Source organism: Synergistes jonesii, from assembly GCF_000712295.1.
Lineage (GTDB): Bacteria > Synergistota > Synergistia > Synergistales > Synergistaceae > Synergistes > Synergistes jonesii.
In genome coordinates this window covers 32506-49785 of the sequence record NZ_JMKI01000037.1, presented here as the reverse complement: position 1 = coordinate 49785, position 17280 = coordinate 32506, and the positions used below count along the sequence as shown (strand labels likewise).

The 17280-nt window shown below is 53.3% G+C and carries 27 protein-coding genes and 1 tRNA gene; 19 read left to right on the top strand and 9 right to left on the bottom strand.

Going from position 1 to position 17280, the window contains the following annotated elements; genetic code table 11:
* Positions 1-26: 26 nt before the first annotated feature.
* Entirely contained in the window at positions 27-1325 is a 1299-nt protein-coding gene (locus EH55_RS09240; RefSeq protein WP_037977375.1) for a replication-associated recombination protein A, read from the top strand.
* A gap of 79 nt (positions 1326-1404) precedes the next feature.
* Here EH55_RS09240 and EH55_RS09235 read toward each other — a convergent pair whose 3' ends face one another.
* Together EH55_RS09235 and EH55_RS09230 are read right to left on the bottom strand one after the other, a co-directional pair.
* Positions 1405-1911: a cob(I)yrinic acid a,c-diamide adenosyltransferase gene (locus EH55_RS09235; RefSeq protein WP_037977057.1), complete on the bottom strand. Its 507-nt coding sequence runs from the start codon at positions 1909-1911 to the stop codon at positions 1405-1407.
* An 11-nt stretch (positions 1912-1922) separates the two neighbouring features.
* Positions 1923-2438, bottom strand: coding sequence for a DUF2703 domain-containing protein (locus tag EH55_RS09230; protein WP_037977055.1), 516 nt, complete (start codon positions 2436-2438; stop codon positions 1923-1925).
* Between the two features lie 139 nt (positions 2439-2577).
* On the opposite strand from EH55_RS09230, the gene EH55_RS09225 reads away from it, so the two are divergent.
* A tRNA-Leu gene (locus tag EH55_RS09225) sits at positions 2578-2663 on the top strand.
* Between the two features lie 197 nt (positions 2664-2860).
* Positions 2861-4057 carry a tyrosine-type recombinase/integrase gene (locus EH55_RS09220; protein ID WP_051682799.1) on the top strand — a complete coding sequence of 399 codons (1197 nt, stop codon included), beginning with the start codon at positions 2861-2863 and terminating at the stop codon, positions 4055-4057.
* A 339-nt stretch (positions 4058-4396) separates the two neighbouring features.
* Here the strand turns inward: EH55_RS09220 and EH55_RS09215 are convergent, their stop codons facing one another.
* The 6 genes from EH55_RS09215 to EH55_RS13570 form a co-directional block, all read right to left on the bottom strand.
* On the bottom strand, positions 4397-5098 hold the full coding sequence (locus EH55_RS09215; RefSeq protein WP_037977052.1) for a double zinc ribbon domain-containing protein: 702 nt from the start codon (positions 5096-5098) through the stop codon (positions 4397-4399).
* The gene (locus EH55_RS09210) at positions 5091-5303 is read right to left on the bottom strand and encodes a hypothetical protein (RefSeq protein WP_141730534.1); all 213 of its coding nucleotides are present in this window, start codon (positions 5301-5303) and stop codon (positions 5091-5093) included. The genes EH55_RS09215 and EH55_RS09210 overlap by 8 nt, the downstream gene beginning before the upstream one ends.
* A gap of 38 nt (positions 5304-5341) precedes the next feature.
* A complete protein-coding gene (locus EH55_RS14605; RefSeq protein WP_037977047.1) occupies positions 5342-5965 on the bottom strand; it encodes a zinc-ribbon domain-containing protein in 624 nt (207 codons plus the stop codon).
* Between the two features lie 12 nt (positions 5966-5977).
* Positions 5978-6841 carry a zinc-ribbon domain-containing protein gene (locus tag EH55_RS14235; protein ID WP_141730533.1) on the bottom strand — a complete coding sequence of 288 codons (864 nt, stop codon included), beginning with the start codon at positions 6839-6841 and terminating at the stop codon, positions 5978-5980.
* 101 nt (positions 6842-6942) lie between these two features.
* A complete protein-coding gene (locus EH55_RS09195; RefSeq protein ID WP_037977041.1) occupies positions 6943-7860 on the bottom strand; it encodes a hypothetical protein in 918 nt (305 codons plus the stop codon).
* Positions 7861-7891: 31 nt separating this feature from the next.
* Positions 7892-8650: a helix-turn-helix domain-containing protein gene (locus tag EH55_RS13570; protein ID WP_051682798.1), complete on the bottom strand. Its 759-nt coding sequence runs from the start codon at positions 8648-8650 to the stop codon at positions 7892-7894.
* Positions 8651-8828: 178 nt separating this feature from the next.
* Between EH55_RS13570 and EH55_RS09185 the strand changes: the two genes are divergently transcribed.
* The 5 genes from EH55_RS09185 to EH55_RS13565 all read left to right on the top strand — a co-directional run bounded on the left by EH55_RS09185 (position 8829) and on the right by EH55_RS13565 (position 11343).
* Positions 8829-9071: a helix-turn-helix domain-containing protein gene (locus EH55_RS09185; protein WP_037977039.1), complete on the top strand. Its 243-nt coding sequence runs from the start codon at positions 8829-8831 to the stop codon at positions 9069-9071.
* 222 nt (positions 9072-9293) lie between these two features.
* The gene (locus EH55_RS09180) at positions 9294-9503 is read left to right on the top strand and encodes a hypothetical protein (protein ID WP_037977036.1); all 210 of its coding nucleotides are present in this window, start codon (positions 9294-9296) and stop codon (positions 9501-9503) included.
* Between the two features lie 234 nt (positions 9504-9737).
* Entirely contained in the window at positions 9738-10001 is a 264-nt protein-coding gene (locus tag EH55_RS09175; protein WP_037977034.1) for a hypothetical protein, read from the top strand.
* Positions 10001-10804 carry a hypothetical protein gene (locus EH55_RS09170; protein ID WP_037977032.1) on the top strand — a complete coding sequence of 268 codons (804 nt, stop codon included), beginning with the start codon at positions 10001-10003 and terminating at the stop codon, positions 10802-10804. The genes EH55_RS09175 and EH55_RS09170 overlap by 1 nt, the downstream gene beginning before the upstream one ends.
* On the top strand, positions 10801-11343 hold the full coding sequence (locus EH55_RS13565; protein ID WP_051682797.1) for a DUF7768 domain-containing protein: 543 nt from the start codon (positions 10801-10803) through the stop codon (positions 11341-11343). Before EH55_RS09170 ends, EH55_RS13565 begins: the two co-directional genes overlap by 4 nt.
* On the opposite strand, the gene EH55_RS13905 is transcribed toward EH55_RS13565, so the two are convergent.
* A complete protein-coding gene (locus tag EH55_RS13905) occupies positions 11340-11561 on the bottom strand; it encodes a helix-turn-helix domain-containing protein (protein WP_037977029.1) in 222 nt (73 codons plus the stop codon). The genes EH55_RS13565 and EH55_RS13905 overlap by 4 nt on opposite strands.
* A gap of 92 nt (positions 11562-11653) precedes the next feature.
* On the opposite strand from EH55_RS13905, the gene EH55_RS09155 reads away from it, so the two are divergent.
* From EH55_RS09155 to EH55_RS09110, 11 genes are all read left to right on the top strand, one after another.
* Positions 11654-11878 carry a helix-turn-helix domain-containing protein gene (locus EH55_RS09155; RefSeq protein ID WP_037977028.1) on the top strand — a complete coding sequence of 75 codons (225 nt, stop codon included), beginning with the start codon at positions 11654-11656 and terminating at the stop codon, positions 11876-11878.
* A 16-nt stretch (positions 11879-11894) separates the two neighbouring features.
* Positions 11895-12098, top strand: coding sequence for a hypothetical protein (locus EH55_RS09150; RefSeq protein ID WP_037977024.1), 204 nt, complete (start codon positions 11895-11897; stop codon positions 12096-12098).
* Positions 12095-12322, top strand: coding sequence for a hypothetical protein (locus EH55_RS09145; RefSeq protein WP_037977023.1), 228 nt, complete (start codon positions 12095-12097; stop codon positions 12320-12322). Before EH55_RS09150 ends, EH55_RS09145 begins: the two co-directional genes overlap by 4 nt.
* Positions 12319-12486 (top strand): hypothetical protein, encoded by a 168-nt coding sequence (locus tag EH55_RS14450; RefSeq protein WP_160170741.1) that lies wholly within the window; start codon positions 12319-12321, stop codon positions 12484-12486. Before EH55_RS09145 ends, EH55_RS14450 begins: the two co-directional genes overlap by 4 nt.
* Positions 12483-12764: a hypothetical protein gene (locus EH55_RS09140; RefSeq protein WP_037977020.1), complete on the top strand. Its 282-nt coding sequence runs from the start codon at positions 12483-12485 to the stop codon at positions 12762-12764. Before EH55_RS14450 ends, EH55_RS09140 begins: the two co-directional genes overlap by 4 nt.
* Positions 12761-13693, top strand: a complete 933-nt coding sequence (locus EH55_RS09135) for a YqaJ viral recombinase family nuclease (RefSeq protein ID WP_051682795.1) — start codon at positions 12761-12763, stop codon at positions 13691-13693. The genes EH55_RS09140 and EH55_RS09135 overlap by 4 nt, the downstream gene beginning before the upstream one ends.
* A gap of 1 nt (position 13694) precedes the next feature.
* Positions 13695-14612 (top strand): phage recombination protein Bet, encoded by a 918-nt coding sequence (gene bet / locus EH55_RS09130; RefSeq protein WP_051682794.1) that lies wholly within the window; start codon positions 13695-13697, stop codon positions 14610-14612.
* Between the two features lie 143 nt (positions 14613-14755).
* Positions 14756-15754, top strand: coding sequence for a hypothetical protein (locus EH55_RS13555; RefSeq protein WP_141730532.1), 999 nt, complete (start codon positions 14756-14758; stop codon positions 15752-15754).
* On the top strand, positions 15751-16413 hold the full coding sequence (locus EH55_RS13550; protein WP_051682792.1) for a hypothetical protein: 663 nt from the start codon (positions 15751-15753) through the stop codon (positions 16411-16413). Before EH55_RS13555 ends, EH55_RS13550 begins: the two co-directional genes overlap by 4 nt.
* Entirely contained in the window at positions 16413-16757 is a 345-nt protein-coding gene (locus tag EH55_RS09115) for a hypothetical protein (protein ID WP_037977017.1), read from the top strand. The genes EH55_RS13550 and EH55_RS09115 overlap by 1 nt, the downstream gene beginning before the upstream one ends.
* Positions 16757-17272, top strand: coding sequence for a single-stranded DNA-binding protein (locus EH55_RS09110; protein ID WP_037977016.1), 516 nt, complete (start codon positions 16757-16759; stop codon positions 17270-17272). The genes EH55_RS09115 and EH55_RS09110 overlap by 1 nt, the downstream gene beginning before the upstream one ends.
* The last annotated feature ends 8 nt before the right edge of the window (positions 17273-17280 follow it).

Here is a 17280-nt window from a genome sequence, read left to right as displayed (position 1 = left end):
GCATTTTTTCCTTAAGCGGCGAAGAAATGAATTTCGAAGCGCCGCTTGCCGAACGCATGAGGCCGCGTACCCTCGACGAGTACGCCGGGCAGGGGCATCTGCTCGGCAAAGGCATGGCGCTCAGAAATCTGCTTGAGGGCGGCCGAGTGCCGAGCTGCATACTCTACGGCCCGCCCGGCGTAGGCAAGACCACTCTCGTGCGCCTGATGGCGCGCGTCACGAAGAGGACGCTGCTCGAAATAAACGCCGTGAGCGCAAAGGTGGAGACTCTGCGCGACCTCGTCGAGCGCGCCCGCCGCGATAAAGGCCTATCCGGCCGCGCTGCGATCGCCTTCGTCGATGAAATTTACCACTTCAACAGCAGACAGCAGAACGTCCTGCTGCCCGCGGTAGAGACCGGCGACCTCATACTCGTCGGCACTACCACGGAAAACCCGTGGTTCGAAATAAACAAGACGCTGCTTTCACGAATGGTCGTCTACACGCTCGAGCCTCTAAGCGCCGACGACCTCTGCGCGCTTTTGAAGAGGGCTATGGCCGACGGGGAGCGCGGCGTCGCGCGCCTCGGCGTGAGCGCGGACGACGCGGTGCTGCGCCGTATCGCCGAGCTTGCCGGCGGCGACGCGAGGCAGGCTCTGACGCGCCTCGAAGCCGCGGCCTCGGCGGCGGCGATGGGGGGCGGCTCCGCGCTGACCGAAGAAATCGTCGCGCAGAGCAGCGGCGCCGCGACGCAGCGTTACGACAGGAACGCGAACGATCACTACGCCGTCATATCCGCGCTTATAAAAAGCATGCGCGGCTCCGATCCGGACGCGGCGCTCTACTGGCTCGCGAGGATGCTAGAAGGGGGGGACGACGTCAGGTTCATCTGCCGCCGGCTCTGCATATTCGCCGCTGAAGACGTGGGACTCGCCGACCCGATGGCGCTCGTCCTTGCGCAAAACGCCTCCGCCGCCGTCGACCGCGTCGGTATGCCGGAGGCCGACCTGATACTCGGCGAGGCCGTGATCTATCTCGCGTCCGCGCCCAAGAGCAATAGCGCTTACCTTGCGATAAAATCCGCGCGCCGAAACGTGCTCGAAGGAAATATCATGGAGGTGCCGAGCCACCTGCGCAACGACGGCAGCGGCTACGTCTACCCGCACGACAACCCGAGTCACTGGGTGCCGCAGGCGTACATGCCGGAGGTGAGAAGATTCTACTTCCCGGGAAAGCTGGGCGCGGAATCGCGAATCGGAGAGCGCCTTAAAAAGCTGTGGAAAAGATTTTCAGAGGAAGCGGAGCAGAGCGGCGAGAAAGAGGCGTCGGATCCGCGGCGGGATTAAAGCCGCGACAAAGAGAATTCAAACAAAAAACGGGGCGGCTCCTTTGTCGGGACCACCCCTTTATCTTACGGAATATAAGCTATTTCTCTTTCTCGGCGTCTACCGCGAGCGACAGCAGATAAATTACGTCGGAAAGCCTGTTTAAGAACTGATAGGCCTTGTCTTCGAGCCGGCCGTCGCGGTAAAGGGGCGTAGCGACGCGCTCGGCGCGCCTCGCTATCGTGCGCGCGAGATGGAGCGCCGCGCCGCACTTCGTGTCGCCGGGACGCACGAAGTGCATTCCTGCGTCGGGCAGGGCCTCCGTCACTCGGCCCGCGATATTTTCCATTATCGCCGGGTCCGGCGCCGGGTAGTCGCACTTGGCGTAATAGGCCATAGCCCCGAACATGTAATCCTCGACAAAATAAATATCCTTAGCGATGCCTTCGTTCTCGCAGAAAGCGTGCGCCATTCCAAGAGCGGCCTGACATTCGTCGAGCGTGCCGTAAAGCTCGACCACCCGATCGTCCTTCGCGACGCGCTCGCCGTTTGCAAGAGAGGTCGTCCCCTTGTCTCCGCCCTTCGTCGTTATGTTGAAGTGCGCCATCTCTCCGCCTCCTAAAAATGTTTATGCCCGCGCGCGTCCGCGCGCCTGCCTATCTCTTCGTCGCCGCAGCCGCTCGCGCAGGAGTCGCAGCTCTCGCCGCAGTGGCACTCGCGCCCTTGCTGCGATTTGAATGCCGTGCGCAGGACCGCCTCCATGAAAAATTCCTCCGGCAGCGCCTGACAGGCCTCGCCGTTGAAATCGGTAAAGGTACGGCAGGGGAATTCCTGCCCTTCCGGCGTCCTGCATTCGGGGCATTCGGTGTAATCAAGCTCAAGCATCAACATATTTTCGATCGGCGTCTCGGGAAGCTCCGCCTCGGCGCATTCTATCGTCACCATGTTCGCCGCCATCAAATTGTCCTGCGTCACGTCGTCCATGATCATCTTGCGGAACCTGAGCTTGAAGCCGAGCGGCGCGAGCTTCGGCGCCATGCGCTCCCCGAACTTCATCATGTTGTCCCAAGTCTTCGTCCACGGCGTCGGATTTATGTCTTTCACTGTATAATGGGTAAGCGTGATAGTCTTCATTCGAGGCCTCCTGCGTGATTCGTTTTGATTATTATATTATAGATTGCTGCGGCGTGTGAGAAAATTTTGCCGCAATGCGCCGAACGGCAAAAAAAGTATTGCCCGACTTGAGCTGATGTTATAAAATTAACTCTCAGTTGCCGGAGTGGCGGAATGGCAGACGCAGCGGACTCAAAATCCGCCGGGATAACACCCGTGGGAGTTCGACCCTCCCCTCCGGCACCAGTTCTTTGTTTAAACTCTACCAAAGTCTTGTAAACTTGCGCAACCAAATCACCGACAGCCTGCTTTTGCCTTGCTAAACATATCAAACTCGTGCAAAGTATGTTAAACTCTGTCAAGAGAAAAGACGGAACACAGACGGAACCGGCGCCGAAAAATACGGTTTTAAGCCTCCACGGTTCCGGCGAGAGGGGATAAACATGCTGACAGAGAAGGAAATGCAGCGCGAGATACGTGCCGTCCCTGAGGGCGTGCGCAAGGGAATCTTAATCGACGAGGGCTTTATCCTTGACGTTTTGAAAAGCCGCAAGATGGTCTGGCGATACCGTTTTACAGATAGGCGCGGTAAAGAGCTGAAGGTCAAATTAGGCGAATACCCGGGCATGTCGCTCAGGGAAGCGCGGATTGCCCGCGACAAACTGCGCGGCGATATTGCGTCCGGAGAATATGAAGAGAAGAAGAAGGCGGTGACCTTTGGAGAAGTTTTCGAAACATTGATCAAGCGCCGTGTAGAAGGCGTCTGTACCGAGAAATACCTGCAAAATATGCGCATATACATGAAGCGCTTTATTTCCATGCTCGGCGATATGCCGATAAATGAGATAACGTCATCCGACGTTCTAAGAGTCATCGAAGCGGCGGAGTCTGACGGCGTGTATAGTACTGCCCACAAGATAAAGCAGACGGCTGGGCAGGTCTTTCGCTTCGCAGCGGCCGCGGGGCTCGTGACGGCCGACCCGACATATATGCTTACGGGGCTGTTGCAGGTGCGGAAGGTCAAGCATATGCCGCGGATAACGGACCCTGAACTTGCGGGGCGGCTGATGCGCGATATACGCGACAAGGGGCATTCCCCGACGATGCGCATATTCTTACAGCTGCACGCCTATACTTTTGTGCGCCCGAAGGAGATACGGGAAGCGGAGTGGGGGGAATTCGACCTCGCGGCGGGAGTCTGGAAGATACCGGCCGAGAAGATGAAGATGCGCCGCGTTCACATCGTCCCGCTTGCGCGGCAGTCCATTGAGCTTGTAAGTGAGCTTTATAAATTGACTGGACACGGGCGCTACTTGTTCCATGCATGGGGCTGCTGGGACGGCTCGCGGCATATTTCTGATAACGCCGAAAATAAAGCGCTGCGCAGGCGCGGCTATGCGCATGATGTTATGGTCGGGCATGGGTTTCGCGGCATGGCGTCTACGTTTTTATACGAAGCGGGATTCAACTCACAGGTGATAGAGATACAGCTTGCGCACGCGGACAGCAACAGCGTGCGTGCAAGTTATAACGAGGCGGAGTTCATGCAGCGGCGGCGAGTAATGTGCCAGTGGTATGCCGATTACCTTGACTCGCTGCGCGACGACACCGCACCGCCGCCGTTCCCCCAGCGCGGATAGCCTGAAAAAACGCCGCCCCTTCAGGGGAAATGTTATAATTGAAGCGTGCAGATAATACCTCTCTCATCGGTTTTGGCAGTCTTCTCACGTTCCTTCTCTGGACCCGCCCCTGACACAGGGCGGGTTTTATTTTAAGCTTTTGAAAAAGTGTTGATTAAAAATGCGATATGATATATTATGTAATCGGCTTAGGAATGGAAACAGCTATGTTTCAACAGGCAGCGCTTAATGTGCTGTTAATCTTCCTTTTAAGGCCGCGGGAAACCCGCAGAAAAGGCTCTGATTCTTTCTGGATCGGAGCCTTTTTGTTTGTCCCTGTTGCATTGAGGATAAGGAACTTTATTGTTCAAACTTTATGTCCAGCAACTTCCATGTATCCTTAGTCTCGATCAGCTTAACCGACCACTTTGTTCTCACCATCGCCCCGAAAGCGTTCTGACTGTCAACAAACGAAGTAAACCTCCATGTCTTTTGGCCAGGGTAATAGACGTAACGAACTTCGGAGATTGGCATAAATCTCGCCGTGCTTGGCGATAACAGCCTATCGCGAACAAAATTTTTAGCGAATTCATATGGGACTCCAGGCTGCGGACTGGAAACAGTTTCTACTGGCGGTGGGCTTGTTTGGAGGCTCTTTGTTGGCGAGTTGCCGAATAGCAACCAACAAGCACCGACAAAGATAATCAAGAAAAAGACGATGGTGGCAAGGTATATAGTTTTCCCAGCCGTATCGTCTCTATCTGCGTCTGCTTTTATCGGCGTGTGCTTGAATAAATAACCGCAACTTGGGCAGAAGCTACGTTCAATATCGTTTATTTTACCGCAGGAGGGGCATTTTCTAACGCCTAAAAACGCCCCGCAGTGTTCACATCTGCGTATACGCCATGTGTTTTTTAACCCATGAATTTTCTTGCACCCCGGCGGGTATGGGTCTTTCGCGAGAGAAAGCAGCTTCGCCGCTATGGCCCTTTGGGTTGAGGCATCAAAAGAGGCGAGCGCTTTCTCTTCACTTTTTTTCAACCTCACGGAGTACTTACCCAAGGCCCAGCTCCTTTAACACATCGGACAGCGGGACGGAAGGCTCGTCTTTATGGGCTTCAATATAAGCGATGTCCTCCTCATCTTCAAGGCGCTCCATCTCCGCCAGATATGCGATGTAGCTTGCGGCGCGGTCGAAATTCTCTTCGTCGAGCGACAGGAATATGTTTGCCGCTTTCTCTCTTTCCATCGTCCTCGTTGGAGACACGCTCATCCCCTCCTCCTGGTATCCTATTATAATGCCTATTACCTTAGCCCAAATTGAGCTTTTGTGTCTAAGCGCCCATTGGAGAAGAGCGCGTTCATATTTGAACCGTTTTTGTTTACCCATTGATACATAGCAACGCTATACCCGTCAGTATTTGTTTTACTGATCAATTCGCCCTTTTCTCCTATTATTGCCTCTACGGTTTGGAGAGACATTCCTTCTTTTATGCGTTCAAATTCATCTAACGTAATGATAGGCTTTTCTTGATTCCCCCATGGCAAAATGCTGTGGTTTCCAAATGGGTCTTCTACAATTGCGGCCATTTGCATTGATACATAAGCAATCCATATTATTCCACAAATAGCAAAGATAATTCCAAGCTTTCCTAATCCTTTTTGCCCTTTTTTATATGCGACCACCCCGCATATTAGTGCGGCGGGGATTAGGAAGGCAGATACAAAATATGGGAGCAGGAGAGAGGCGCCGCCGCATATGATAGCTGCAATCCCCCATGCAGAAGAAGCGGGGGTGTCTGGATTGCCGCTTTGTGGCACCATTGCGTTTTGGTTTGAACTTTTTGCAATAGTTACACCACAATTAGGGCACGTTGCCGCCTTGTCGGATACCTCCCTGCCGCATTCAGGACATTTGATCAACGCCATTTTCAAGCCTCCTTATTTTAATAATAATTTTTTTGCCTCGTAATACTTCAGTACTTGCTTTATTGCGTTTTTTTGATTCTCCGTGACGGTAAATGAGCGGCTATATTTCTCCCCCCTAAATTTGACCAACGTTGTTTTGCTATTGGCTATTCGAGATATATAGCTGTATATATCTCCCTCGCCAAGGAAATCTACCCATTCCTTTATAGAGCCGCCATAGATAACTTCGGTCTTTCTCTCATCATAAGGAACGTAAATTGTTTCTATAGAGCCGTCTATGTTTAGCACTATTTTCTCCATAAATATCCAGTCGTCTTTAGAGAAGCCAAAAACAACACGTAACCATATTTGCCACTCTGACTCTCCTGTATAACAAAACACGCTATTGCCGGAAATATACTTAGGTGTTAATTTTGAGTGTCGCCACACAATATTCTCAACGTGATCGGTCTGCGCTCTCAGCTTTTTGCGCGCTTCGTTCGCATCGTATTTAAGCTGGCGCTCTTCCGCTTCCATTTGAGCCTGTGTTTTAGCTGGCCAAGGGGCGGGATAAGTAATATCGGCGCTTGTGGTGGTTGTTGCCATTATTTCTTCGCCGCTTTGCTTTGTCTCTTTTTCCCTATCGTCGATGAGCGCGGATAGAATCACAACCACGGTTATGAGGACTAAAAAAGCCACGAAAATCATAATGGAGGACTTCTTGTGCGGAGGTTCTACCGTCGGGGGGTGAGCTTCTACCTGCACGGACGGTGCTTCCTGCGCGGGGCGCTCCCCCTCTGTTACTTTTATCTCGCCCATTGGGCAGCCGCAGTGCGGACAAGCGGACGCTTTGTCCGAAATCTCTTTGCCACATTCTGAGCATTTGATAAGAGCCACGATAAAACCTCCCCTTATATTGAATTATTATTGATTATAGACTATCTACCCGTGTATGCCTAATTTATCTTCAGCACGCGACCGTGGGATAGAAAATCTTCTTAGTTAAATTCTACCGTCAGAAAGTTCAAATATTCCTTTTTTGTTACTATATTAGGCAATTCCGACAATATCTTTAGAATTTTAATATAGTCAAATGACGGGCAAAGCCTATAAACAGATGCGTAAGAATCTATGCGTTGTTTCATGCACTTCTTGTCGAGGTAATATCTTCCGTCGTCCAACGGGACAAAAAAACTTACCCAAGGATTGCTGCTGGCGCTAATCTGAAGCCTATGGCACCCAAAAGGATTTACGGTCATTATACTGGCCCCGTTACAAAATTCGGGGTTTCCTGATCTGCATTTGTCGCCGTAGCAAAAGTTTAGTTGCCCGACTATTTTCCTATCGACTAATTCTCCGCAAATAGCGACGTGTGTGGATTTCCAATTTGATGAAAGCTCATATAGTTTGATAAAATCAAGATAATCTGATGCAGAAGATGAGTAAGTTGCCTGAAAAATCTCGTTTTTACCATCAGAAGATTCGTTGTATATAGGAGCGTGTTTGGCTAAATACATCGCTCTCTCAAAATTTGAACTACGAGAGCGGCTAAAAGAAATACTTATATTCCATTCTTGTGGTCTTACAGAAACAGACTCATCTTTTATCAATTCATCTATCTTTTTGTTTGCGTTTTGCATTTCAAACGTAAGGGCAACAGGTTCTTTTTTATCCGGAATATAGGTCAATTGTTTTGTGTTGTTGACACTGACGCTTTTAATGCGTAAATCAGGGGTGCCTGTTGTGTTTACTTTTAAATTTAAAGCTCGCTTGTTACTATTATTTTCTTTGGGAGCAGAATTACATATTGCAATCACAACAGCGCCTATAACTGAAATTACAATAATCGGCATTAAGCTTTCGAAGACATACAAAATAGCCCCTATGAACAGCGCAGCTCCAATTAGTGTGTACATGACTCACACCTCCTATGCCGCAATTTTGCGCTTATCCTCTTCTCGGTTTGTGCCCGGCCCACTCTACCTTACCGATGATACGGATGCTTTTTTCGTCGCCGTCAGCGCTGGTAAACCTTCGGCGCCAACCGTCGCCGCAGGCGCTGCGTATTTCCACGCCATGGTTATCGAGCCAATATACGCGCTTCACGGCGATGCTACGCACTACGGGGTTTACCGCGAACTCCACGAGTGCGGCATCGCCGTCGAGAACGGGGTCTGCCGGATTTATTATTACTTGTGAGCCGTCGCTGATGCCTGCATCAACCATGCTGTCGCCATCAGCGTAGATTATGAACGGCGGGCGTTCAGGGTCATACGGACCAATAAAACTTGATGGCATTGCTATGAACTCTTCCGCCTCGGCGAATATCTGATCAGCGTCTGGAAACCCATCTCCGCAGCAGGCTGAAAGCTCATGCCCATACACGGGGACGGGGATTGATTTCCCCGCGCTTTTGGCGAAGTCTATGCGGGCGGCCGGTATTTCAATGTCCGCATCGCCGACATCAACATGCCATGGCGTTCCTACCCTGGTCGCCTGCGAATTGGTAGCGCCTCCAGTCTCTATGAGGGCAGCTACGCTGGTATCAAGTGCATCTGCTAATCGGATTAAGTCTTCTGCTCTCGGCGCACGAGTATTATTTTCATATCGCGAAAGGGTAACGGTACTAATGCCGATAGCTTTTGCAAGTTCAGTCTGCTTCATTCCTTTTTTTTCACGAAACATCCGAATATTATCGCCTATCAAGCATATCGCCCCCCACCTTATGATTGTATTTATATTATTAACAAACGGTTAAATATATCAAGGCCCAATTTGTTTATGTGTTAATATTAACAAACATTAATATTTCTTGTTGACATATCCGAATAGATGAGTATAATACAGATAAGATTAACAAAAGGATAGGCAGGGAGGTGATTAAGTGACATCAATCAAAAAAATCAGAGAGATTCGCAAGATGACGCAATCTGAGCTTGCCGAAAGGATAAACATCTCGACGGTCTCATTGTCTCGTTATGAAAATGGAGTCCGTAACCCTCGCGCGACAGAATTGTCGAAGATGGCGGAAGTCCTTAACTGCTCTGTAGACGAGCTTCTGCGCGACGACGCAAACCCTACTGCGCCCCTGTCCGAGCAGCGGCAGGGGGAATCGGAGACGGCATAGCCGAGGCGCGGGAGCTTTCTGAGGCGTATGCGGGATTTTATTTCGGCATCGAAGAAGCGCTCGACCTTGGAGCAGACGGCCGCATCGACGAACCGGAAACCAGAAACGCGGCTAATCGGTTGATGAACGCACTAAGCGCCGCGCTGACGTAACAGAAACGCACCATGACAACTGAATACAGGGCGAAACAAAAACTTATGTTTTATGAAAGAAGGTGAGGGCGTGGAGAAAAAAGCATCGAATCTTGTGCCAGGGATTGAGGTACTGCGGGAAGAGCAAGCGAAAATTTCCGTGCTGAAAGAAGCGGAGTGGCAGAGGATAAACGCAGAGGTTGCAGCGTTGAAGTGTGAGACGCAAAGCCTAAGGGCATACCTTGACCTGCTGGAATACAACATTGAACAAATGCGGGGAAAAGTGCAGCAGCCGGAATAAGTTGGTTATTTCAGTTTTTCAGCTGTCCCTTAAGTCTGCGGACTTCTGTTTCGAGGGCAGAAATCCGCTGTTCTTGGTTACTTAATGTTTCAAGGGCTTGACTAAGTTCACCGAGTATTTTGTCAAAAATTCTGCTATCGAACTGAGCAAATGGGACTGACGACACATCAACACCCCCGTGTTCGGCTGCTGCGCCCTTGATTATAACAAAAGCGGTACAAGGGAGGAATGGTAATGGAGATAAAACGACGGCGCAGAGTACAGAGGCTCTGCCAGCCCGACAAAGTGCCGAAGACCGGCATCTTGAAAAAGCCGGATATTGAGATGCTTTACGGCTGCGCATACAGGACGGCGCTGACGCGCTTCGGGGATTTTATCCCACGTCCGCTGAACGAACAGCCTGCTGTTGCGGGGTGTTTCGGGAAAACATCGCCGCTCTTTTGGAATGCGGAAGAGGTATGGAGCGGCTACATGCGGCTTGCGGAGGCGCGCGGATAATGCCGACGCCCATCTACTGCCACGGCTGGCTGACGCTCGCCGACGCGCCGAAAAAGCTGACGGTGAGACTCGAAATGTTCCCGCAGCGCCTATATGGGCCCGAGCCGCCGCTGTACTGCCCCGCGTTCTGCAACGGCACGGTTTCGAAGCCGCAGTTGTTCAAACTTAGCGGCGACGTACAGGGAGTCCTCTTCTCGTCGGCGGAGAAAGCGCAGAAGGCTATCGACGAGCACCGCGAATGGCTCGCCGATGTCGTGAAAATCGACGAAGGAGAAATCGACGAAGGAAAAACGGCGCCCAAACCCAAAACCAAGCGCATGACGATACCGGCCGCGATTCTCTTCGCATCGATGGACGAAACGGCGCGAAAAATGATGGGCGCGCGCGCAAAAGGCGCTTCAATGGCCACGTGCGGTAGGCTCGTCGGCAAAACGGCGGTGCAGGCAAGCTCCGCCATAAAGTATTACTCCGTCCGGTGCGGGCTCGGCATCACCGAGATGATGCGGGAATACAGAACGTGGCTCAAGCAGGGCGGGAAGGCGCCCGACGACGCGGAGATAGCCCGGGCCAAACTGGACGCACACTTCTCGCGTATCCGCGGGGACACGCTGCATATGTTCCATATGGCGATACGCGGAGCCGACGACAAAGAAATCGCGCGGGCGACTGGGAAGACCGTAAAGAGCATAAAGAACCGCCTGACGCACCACGAGCACGCGTGCGGGCTGAACCGCGTGCAGATGCTCATCGAATTTCGTTCGTGGGAAAACAAAAACAGGGAAGGAGCAGCAATAAAACAATGAAAAAAGTATACATCGCGCACCCGCTGAGGGGCGTGTCGGGACGCAAGGCGGAGATAGAGTCCAACATCAAGGAGAACAAGGAAATCTGCCGCGCAATAGTGGAAGACGCACGCTACGACGACGTAGTACCCGTATCGCCGATAGAAGCCTTTTCCTTCTTGGACCCGGAAAACAAGGAGCCGAAATATGTCGAAAGGACAATGTCCTACTGCCTATCCCTGCTCAACGCCTGTGAAGAGTTGTGGGTCTTCGGCGACTGGACGACATCCGAGGGTGTGATGAAGGAGATCACGACATGGCTTACAACCCGCAAACGTTATAAGGCATCGGACGACAGCCTTTCGCCCCTTGTCCGTTTCTTTGAGTATAACGACGCAGCGAGCGGCATCCGCATAAAACAGACGGCGACGGTTGAGCACATCGCCGGTTTTTGCAAATTGATGCAGAAAGAGATACACGGCGCGCAAGTGAAAGAGTGGCGCAAATTTGCAAGCATGATGATAGATCCAGACAGCGGCGTTTTGACGAGGAGACTTTAATGCAGCGTGTCAGGGTTGTCCGTCCGTCCGACGAGGTAGTCGATAGAGACTCCGAAGTAGTCGGCGATGGCGATGAGCCCATCGAGAGTTGGGACACGGTCTCCCGCCTCGTATTTCCGCCAAAGAATCTCCGAAACCCCAAAAATCGAAGCAATTTGTTTTTGGGTAAGGTTTTTAGAGCGGCGAAGTTCACGGGCTCGCACTGAGAAAGTTGGCAAAATAACCACCCCTTGACAGATACAAAAAGTATCTATATAATTAAACCAAACCGATACAACAAGTATCGGAATATTAAAGGAGGACGGTGATAGTGAGAGTCAAACTATACAACGCCCGTAAGTCATTCGGCAAGACACAACGAGAAATGTCCGAAATACTTGGAATCTCGGAGGTCTACTACCGCAAAATCGAAGCCGGCGCCAGAACAGGAAAATACGAACTCTGGGTCAAGCTTGCGACACTACTCGACACCCCGCAGGACGTACTGCGGGAAGACGTAAAAAGTGTAACAAAGGCTGAAACAAAAACGAAGTGACAGGAGGTAAACAAAAATGTTGAAAGCTATCAGGGATTTATTTTCGAAGAAAGGCGTGTTTCTGTCCTGCGCCTGCGGGGCGAAAGAAAAACGCATCGGCAATGCGGACGGCATGGCGCGTTATACGGCGAAAGGGGCCCAGTTGCGGGATATGGACTGCTACGGCTGCGGAAAGCTCGGGCGCGGCTGCTGGGGGCCGAAAATGGAGGTAAGAGGATGACTTATATCGACGCCGTCATGCGCGGGATCAGGATCGACAAGAAGCTGTTAGCTCCAGAAGAGCAGGAGCGCTTGAAGGGGATAATCCGTGAATTGCTGATCCTTCTTCGTTGCCCTGGAAACATATGGAAGGGCGCGCCTGGCGACCCTGACAAAGAAGAGCCCCGCAACTGGGATGGGGGCTGTGATGAATGCTGGGCGCAGGAAATGGAGGTGCGCAAATGACGGGCTCGATACCAAAAAAGAAGCCCCGCGCGGGAGCCAACCGCGACAGGGGCAAAACGGAACGAGTAATCAAGAACGATTATATCACGACGGCTGATTTTTTCACAGGGCTTGCCCGTTGGCACGCCGCGAAGCCGAAGTTTGAAATGAGGGCGGGAAGATGATAATAACCACAGCAAAAAAAGAAGAAATAGCGCTTGAAATCATGAACGCAATCAGCGACGGGACAAGTTTTGCCCTGTGCGAAAACTGCCCCGCCGTCACTCTCGACCGCGGTATCACAATCAGCGGGCTGCGCGCCGAGCCCGACGAGCTGGCCTGTCCCTGCGATTTTGAGCTGGGGGAGCGCGGCTGCGTCAAAAAAGAGATATACGAGACCATTAAAGAGCACGTCGACGAAATCGCCGAATTGCTCGTAGCTGAAATGGAGGCTGCACGATGAAGAAAATCTCTACACTGGATATGAGCCGCGACGAATGGCTGAACGCGCGCCGCGCCGGGATAGGCGGCTCGGACGTAGCGGCCATTCTGGGGCAAAATCCCTACCGTTCGCCGATGGCCGTCTACCTCGACAAAATCGGCGAAACCAAACAGCCCGAAGAGGACAACGAAAAAGCCTATTGGGGCACGGTGCTTGAAGACGTCGTAGCGCGCCACTACGCCAAAGTCAACGGCGTGAAGGTGCGGAAGAACAACCATATCCTCATCGACGAAGAGCGCCCCTTCATGATAGCCAACATCGACCGCGAAGTTTTTTCAGATACCGAAGGGCATTACGGCTACGAAGGCAAAACTACCGACGCGCACAACTCCGCGCCGTGGAACGACGACGGCGTGCCGATAGGCTACGTCTACCAGGTGCAGCATTACATGGCCGTTACGGGACTGCCGTTTTTCGACGTGGCCTGTCTCATCGGCGGCAACAACTACGTCCAGCGGCGCGTGCCTCGCGACGAAGAACTTATCGAGTTCCTTATCGAAAAAGAGGCGGAATTTTGGCTCATGGTCGAGACGAAGACCCCGCCGGCGTGGGACGGCAGCCAAAACGCATGGGACGTCTTGAAGATGATGTATCCCGCCTCCGAGCAGGGCAAGGTCGTCAACCTGCCGCCCGAGCTCGCCGAGGCGCTTTACATGTACAGAAAACTCGACGCGCAGAAGTCGGAACTGAACGGACAGGCGAAAGAGGTCGAGAAGCAGCGCGACGTCTACAAACAGCAGATATGCGCCGCGATGGGCGACGCGGAGACCGGCTATTTAGACGGCATGGAGATCAGCTACAAAACGACGTTCCGTAAAGGTTACACGACGAAAGACACGACGTTCAGGACATTCCGAATCAAAGACATGATAGAGAAGGGAGTTGCGTGATATGACAAGCAAAGCTAATGAAGCGGCAGATACGCCGCGTTTCCGTCAGTTGAGCGATAAAGATAGGGCTCTGCTGCGCAAGGGGTTGTGCGCTAAGTGTACGGCGGACGACTTCGAACTCTTTGTGGAGACTTGCAACAAGACGGGGCTCGATCCTTTTATGCGGCAGATTTATCCGGTGTTCCGCCCTGACCGTAAAGCAAACTGCGATGTGATGCAGATACAGGTCTCAATCGACGGAATGCGTCTGGTAGCCGAGCGCTCTGGACATTACGCGGGGCAGGTGGGGCCTTTCTGGTGCGGCAAGGACGGCTCGTGGAAGGACGTTTGGCTGTCGGACAGGGAGTATCCTGTAGCGGCGAAGGTCGGCGTGATGCGGCACGATTTCAAAGAAGTGTTGTGGGCGGCGGCGCGTTTTCAATCCTATGTGCAAACTAAGTTTGACGGGAAGCCGAATCAGATGTGGGGGAAGTTTCCCGACGTGATGATTGCAAAGTGCGCGGAAGCCTTGGCGCTGCGCAAGGCATTCCCCATGGAGCTTTCGGGGCTGTATTCGACGGAAGAGATGTCGCAGGCAGATAACCCAGAAACGGCGAATGCGGGCAAGTTGAATGTTTCCCCTGACACGGCTCCCAAGACGAAGAGCCTGGAAACGGCAAATGTGCAAGAGACGTCTCCGCAGCAGCCGATTGGGGCTGATACGCGTGTGAATGTAGAGCGCCGCGCTCGTGCAATCAAAGCACTGACCGCGATGCTCATAGACGAAGCGGGGCTCGGGCTAAAAGCGGCGGAGGCGGCGGATTGGATCAAGCGCACTGTTGCCCGCGACGATATAACAGGCATGGAATCGCTGACGGACGTCGAAATCGCGCGTTGTATGAAAACAGCCAAAGACGCAATCAGCAAAAAGGTCGCATAACAGGAAAACGGGAATAGGAGACGAAAATGCGTTCAAGATATATAAAGCCGGGATTTTACATTAACGAACAACTCGCCGAATGCTCTTTAGCGGCACGTCTCCTATTCACCGGGCTCTGGTGTTTGGCCGACAGAGAGGGACGGTTGGAAGACAAGCCGCGTCGTATCGGCGCGCAGGTATTCCCTTATGATCAATTCGATACAGACGAACTGCTAAAAGAACTCGCGACACGTGGGCTTATCGTCAGATACGAGGTCGGCGGAGCTAAATATATCGCAATTCCGACATTTCTAACGCACCAAAAGCCACACAGGAATGAATCGGCGAGCATTATCCCCCCTGTTCCGGAAGGATACACGCCTATTCCGGCGCAGGCTCAAGAAAAAGACGTGCCAACGGCAGGACAAGAACCGAGTGATACCAACCAAAAACCGAACACTTCTGACCAAGGGCATACCTTGGTATGCCCTAAGACATACCAAGGCGCCCTGGAGAAAGGAGAACTTGAAACGGAGAAAGGAGAACTTGAAACGGAGAAAGGAGAAAGGAGAGAAAAAGATAATGGCGAACATCGCCATTGCGAGCCTGTCGGCTCTGCCTCTCCTGCGCCCGTCCCTCCGTCTTCTCCGCCTGTTCATGGCGATGCCGGCGAAGCTGAAGCGCAGGCACAGGAGGGTATTCTGCCCGCCGCGCCTCCGCAGAAAGCTCCCCCTTGCCCCCAGGAGGAAATACTCGCCCTTTATGCGCAGACGCTCCCTGAGCTTCCGCAGCCGCGAGTCTGGAACGACAGGCGGCAAGCCTCCCTCCGCGCCCGATGGAGGGAAGACCCTGCGCGCCAAAATCTGGACTGGTGGCAGGGCTACTTCCTGCTCGTGCGGGCGTCGGATTTTCTCATGGGGCGATGTCCGCCGAGTGGGGACCGCCGCCCCTTCGTAGCAGACTTCGAGTGGCTGTTGTCGCCTAAATTCATGCCGCGCGTGTTGGAGGGGCGTTATTCCAACGGCGACAGGAAGCGGCGCGACATAACGCAGATGAGCTACGAAGAGGCACTGAGAGACTATCCCGACCCGTTCGGGCTGCACGCGGAAGAAAAAGCGAAATTGGACGCGATAGAAATATCGGCTGAGGAGGAATGGACATGACGAACGGCGATTTTGAGGCATTTGCGCAGCTGGTGACGGCTGCCGCTGACGCAGTGGGACGCACGGCGCCGACGAAGAACGCGATAATGTTTATCTTCGACGCGCTGAAAAAGTACTCGCTTGAGCAGGTACAGGGCGCATACAGGGCACATTTTCAAGGCCCCGAGGGGCGTTTTTGGCCGACCCCGTCACATATCGTCGAGCAGATCGAGGGAAAACCCGAAGACCGCGCGGCGCTCGCTTGGGCGCTCGTGGAAAAAGCGCTGAGCTCGTACAACGGCGCGTATGAAAGCGTGCGTTTTCCGTTGCCGGCGTATCATTTCGCGATCGAGAAGCTCGGCGGTTGGATAACCCTGAGCGACAAATACGACGACGGCAGCAAGCGCGACGTCGCCTTCCTCGCCAAAGAGTTCAAGCAGTTCTACGTGCTCGGCGAAAAAGCGGCTCGCGGCTGGGAGTCGGTACCGCCCTATCTCGTCGGCATATGGGAGGACGAAGGCTCGGAACGCCCGACCGCCAAGAAGGTGCGCATGATAGGCAGCGGCGAGCTCGTGACGCGCGATAAAGTACCGGCGCTTTCGTCAGGCGGCGACCGGACTCAGCAGAGAAGGCGTCTCGCGGACAACATAGCGGCGCTTGCAGGAGCCAAGCGGCTGTAATGTTCGAGCTCACGGCGCAGGACTACAAAGACGCGGCGGCGAGGCTCGCGCGACTGCGGGGCGAAGCGCTCGACTGGCTGAACAGGCGTTTTCAGAACGTCCGCGACGAAGAAATAAGCGACCAGGTCGCGCGTGATATAGCCGTGATACAGGAATGGGAGCGCGACTGTTGCTACTGCACGGACATAAGCAAATGCCGGCATTCCCGCTCGGTGCTTACGATACGCGAGGAGGGCACGCGCGACGGCTTCAGGACTTTTTACACTCGCGCCCATACCTGCGACGCCTGCGTGAGCTACATGGAGAGCATGGGACTAAACAAAAAACAGGGGAGGAGACAGTGATGTCAAGAGATTTCAACAAAGCCATATTACTCGGCCGATTGGCGCGCGACCCAGACGTCCGCTTCACGCCGAACAAACAGAAAACGGCGCGCATAACACTCTGCTGCGGCAAGCAGTGGAAGAACAAAGTCACGGGCGAAATGCAGAGCCACACGGATTTCATCACCGTGACCGCGTGGAGCGGTACGGCGGAAATACTTGAAAAATACACGAAGAAGGGCAGTCAGATACTTGTCGAGGGGCATATCGCAACGCGCGACTACGACGACGCCAAGACTGGACAGCACAAGTGGGTGTTCGAAGTCGTGGCCGACAGCATCGTCCTGCTCAGCGGCGGGCAGCAGGGCGTAAGCGCGGGCGGCGGTGGCGGATATTCCAGCGCGCCGCAGGGCGACGGCGGGAACGTAAAAAGCGATGCAGCAGATGCGGCCGGCGGCAGCTACTTCGACGACGACTTCCCGCTTGATTTCTCCGACATAGAGTCTGGCGCGGGCGACCCGGAAATACCGTTCTAACCGCCAGC

Bases quoted from the DNA above. Each gene is read 5' to 3' on its own strand.
- EH55_RS09145 (WP_037977023.1), top strand. From the start codon at position 12,095: ATGACTTATATCGACGCCGTCATGCGCGGGATCAGGATCGACAAGAAG.
- EH55_RS09135 (WP_051682795.1), top strand. From the start codon at position 12,761: ATGAAGAAAATCTCTACACTGGATATGAGCCGCGACGAATGGCTGAAC.
- EH55_RS09240 (WP_037977375.1), top strand. From the start codon at position 27: ATGAATTTCGAAGCGCCGCTTGCCGAACGCATGAGGCCGCGTACCCTC.
- EH55_RS09230 (WP_037977055.1), bottom strand. From the start codon at position 2,438: ATGAAGACTATCACGCTTACCCATTATACAGTGAAAGACATAAATCCG.
- EH55_RS14450 (WP_160170741.1), top strand. From the start codon at position 12,319: ATGACGGGCTCGATACCAAAAAAGAAGCCCCGCGCGGGAGCCAACCGC.
- EH55_RS09140 (WP_037977020.1), top strand. From the start codon at position 12,483: ATGATAATAACCACAGCAAAAAAAGAAGAAATAGCGCTTGAAATCATG.
- EH55_RS09115 (WP_037977017.1), top strand. From the start codon at position 16,413: ATGTTCGAGCTCACGGCGCAGGACTACAAAGACGCGGCGGCGAGGCTC.
- EH55_RS13550 (WP_051682792.1), top strand. From the start codon at position 15,751: ATGACGAACGGCGATTTTGAGGCATTTGCGCAGCTGGTGACGGCTGCC.
- EH55_RS14605 (WP_037977047.1), bottom strand. From the start codon at position 5,965: ATGGCGTTGATCAAATGTCCTGAATGCGGCAGGGAGGTATCCGACAAG.
- EH55_RS09220 (WP_051682799.1), top strand. From the start codon at position 2,861: ATGCTGACAGAGAAGGAAATGCAGCGCGAGATACGTGCCGTCCCTGAG.
- EH55_RS09195 (WP_037977041.1), bottom strand. From the start codon at position 7,860: ATGTACACACTAATTGGAGCTGCGCTGTTCATAGGGGCTATTTTGTAT.
- EH55_RS09170 (WP_037977032.1), top strand. From the start codon at position 10,001: ATGCCGACGCCCATCTACTGCCACGGCTGGCTGACGCTCGCCGACGCG.
- EH55_RS09110 (WP_037977016.1), top strand. From the start codon at position 16,757: ATGTCAAGAGATTTCAACAAAGCCATATTACTCGGCCGATTGGCGCGC.
- EH55_RS09150 (WP_037977024.1), top strand. From the start codon at position 11,895: ATGTTGAAAGCTATCAGGGATTTATTTTCGAAGAAAGGCGTGTTTCTG.
- EH55_RS09235 (WP_037977057.1), bottom strand. From the start codon at position 1,911: ATGGCGCACTTCAACATAACGACGAAGGGCGGAGACAAGGGGACGACC.
- EH55_RS13565 (WP_051682797.1), top strand. From the start codon at position 10,801: ATGAAAAAAGTATACATCGCGCACCCGCTGAGGGGCGTGTCGGGACGC.
- EH55_RS09175 (WP_037977034.1), top strand. From the start codon at position 9,738: ATGGAGATAAAACGACGGCGCAGAGTACAGAGGCTCTGCCAGCCCGAC.
- bet (WP_051682794.1), top strand. From the start codon at position 13,695: ATGACAAGCAAAGCTAATGAAGCGGCAGATACGCCGCGTTTCCGTCAG.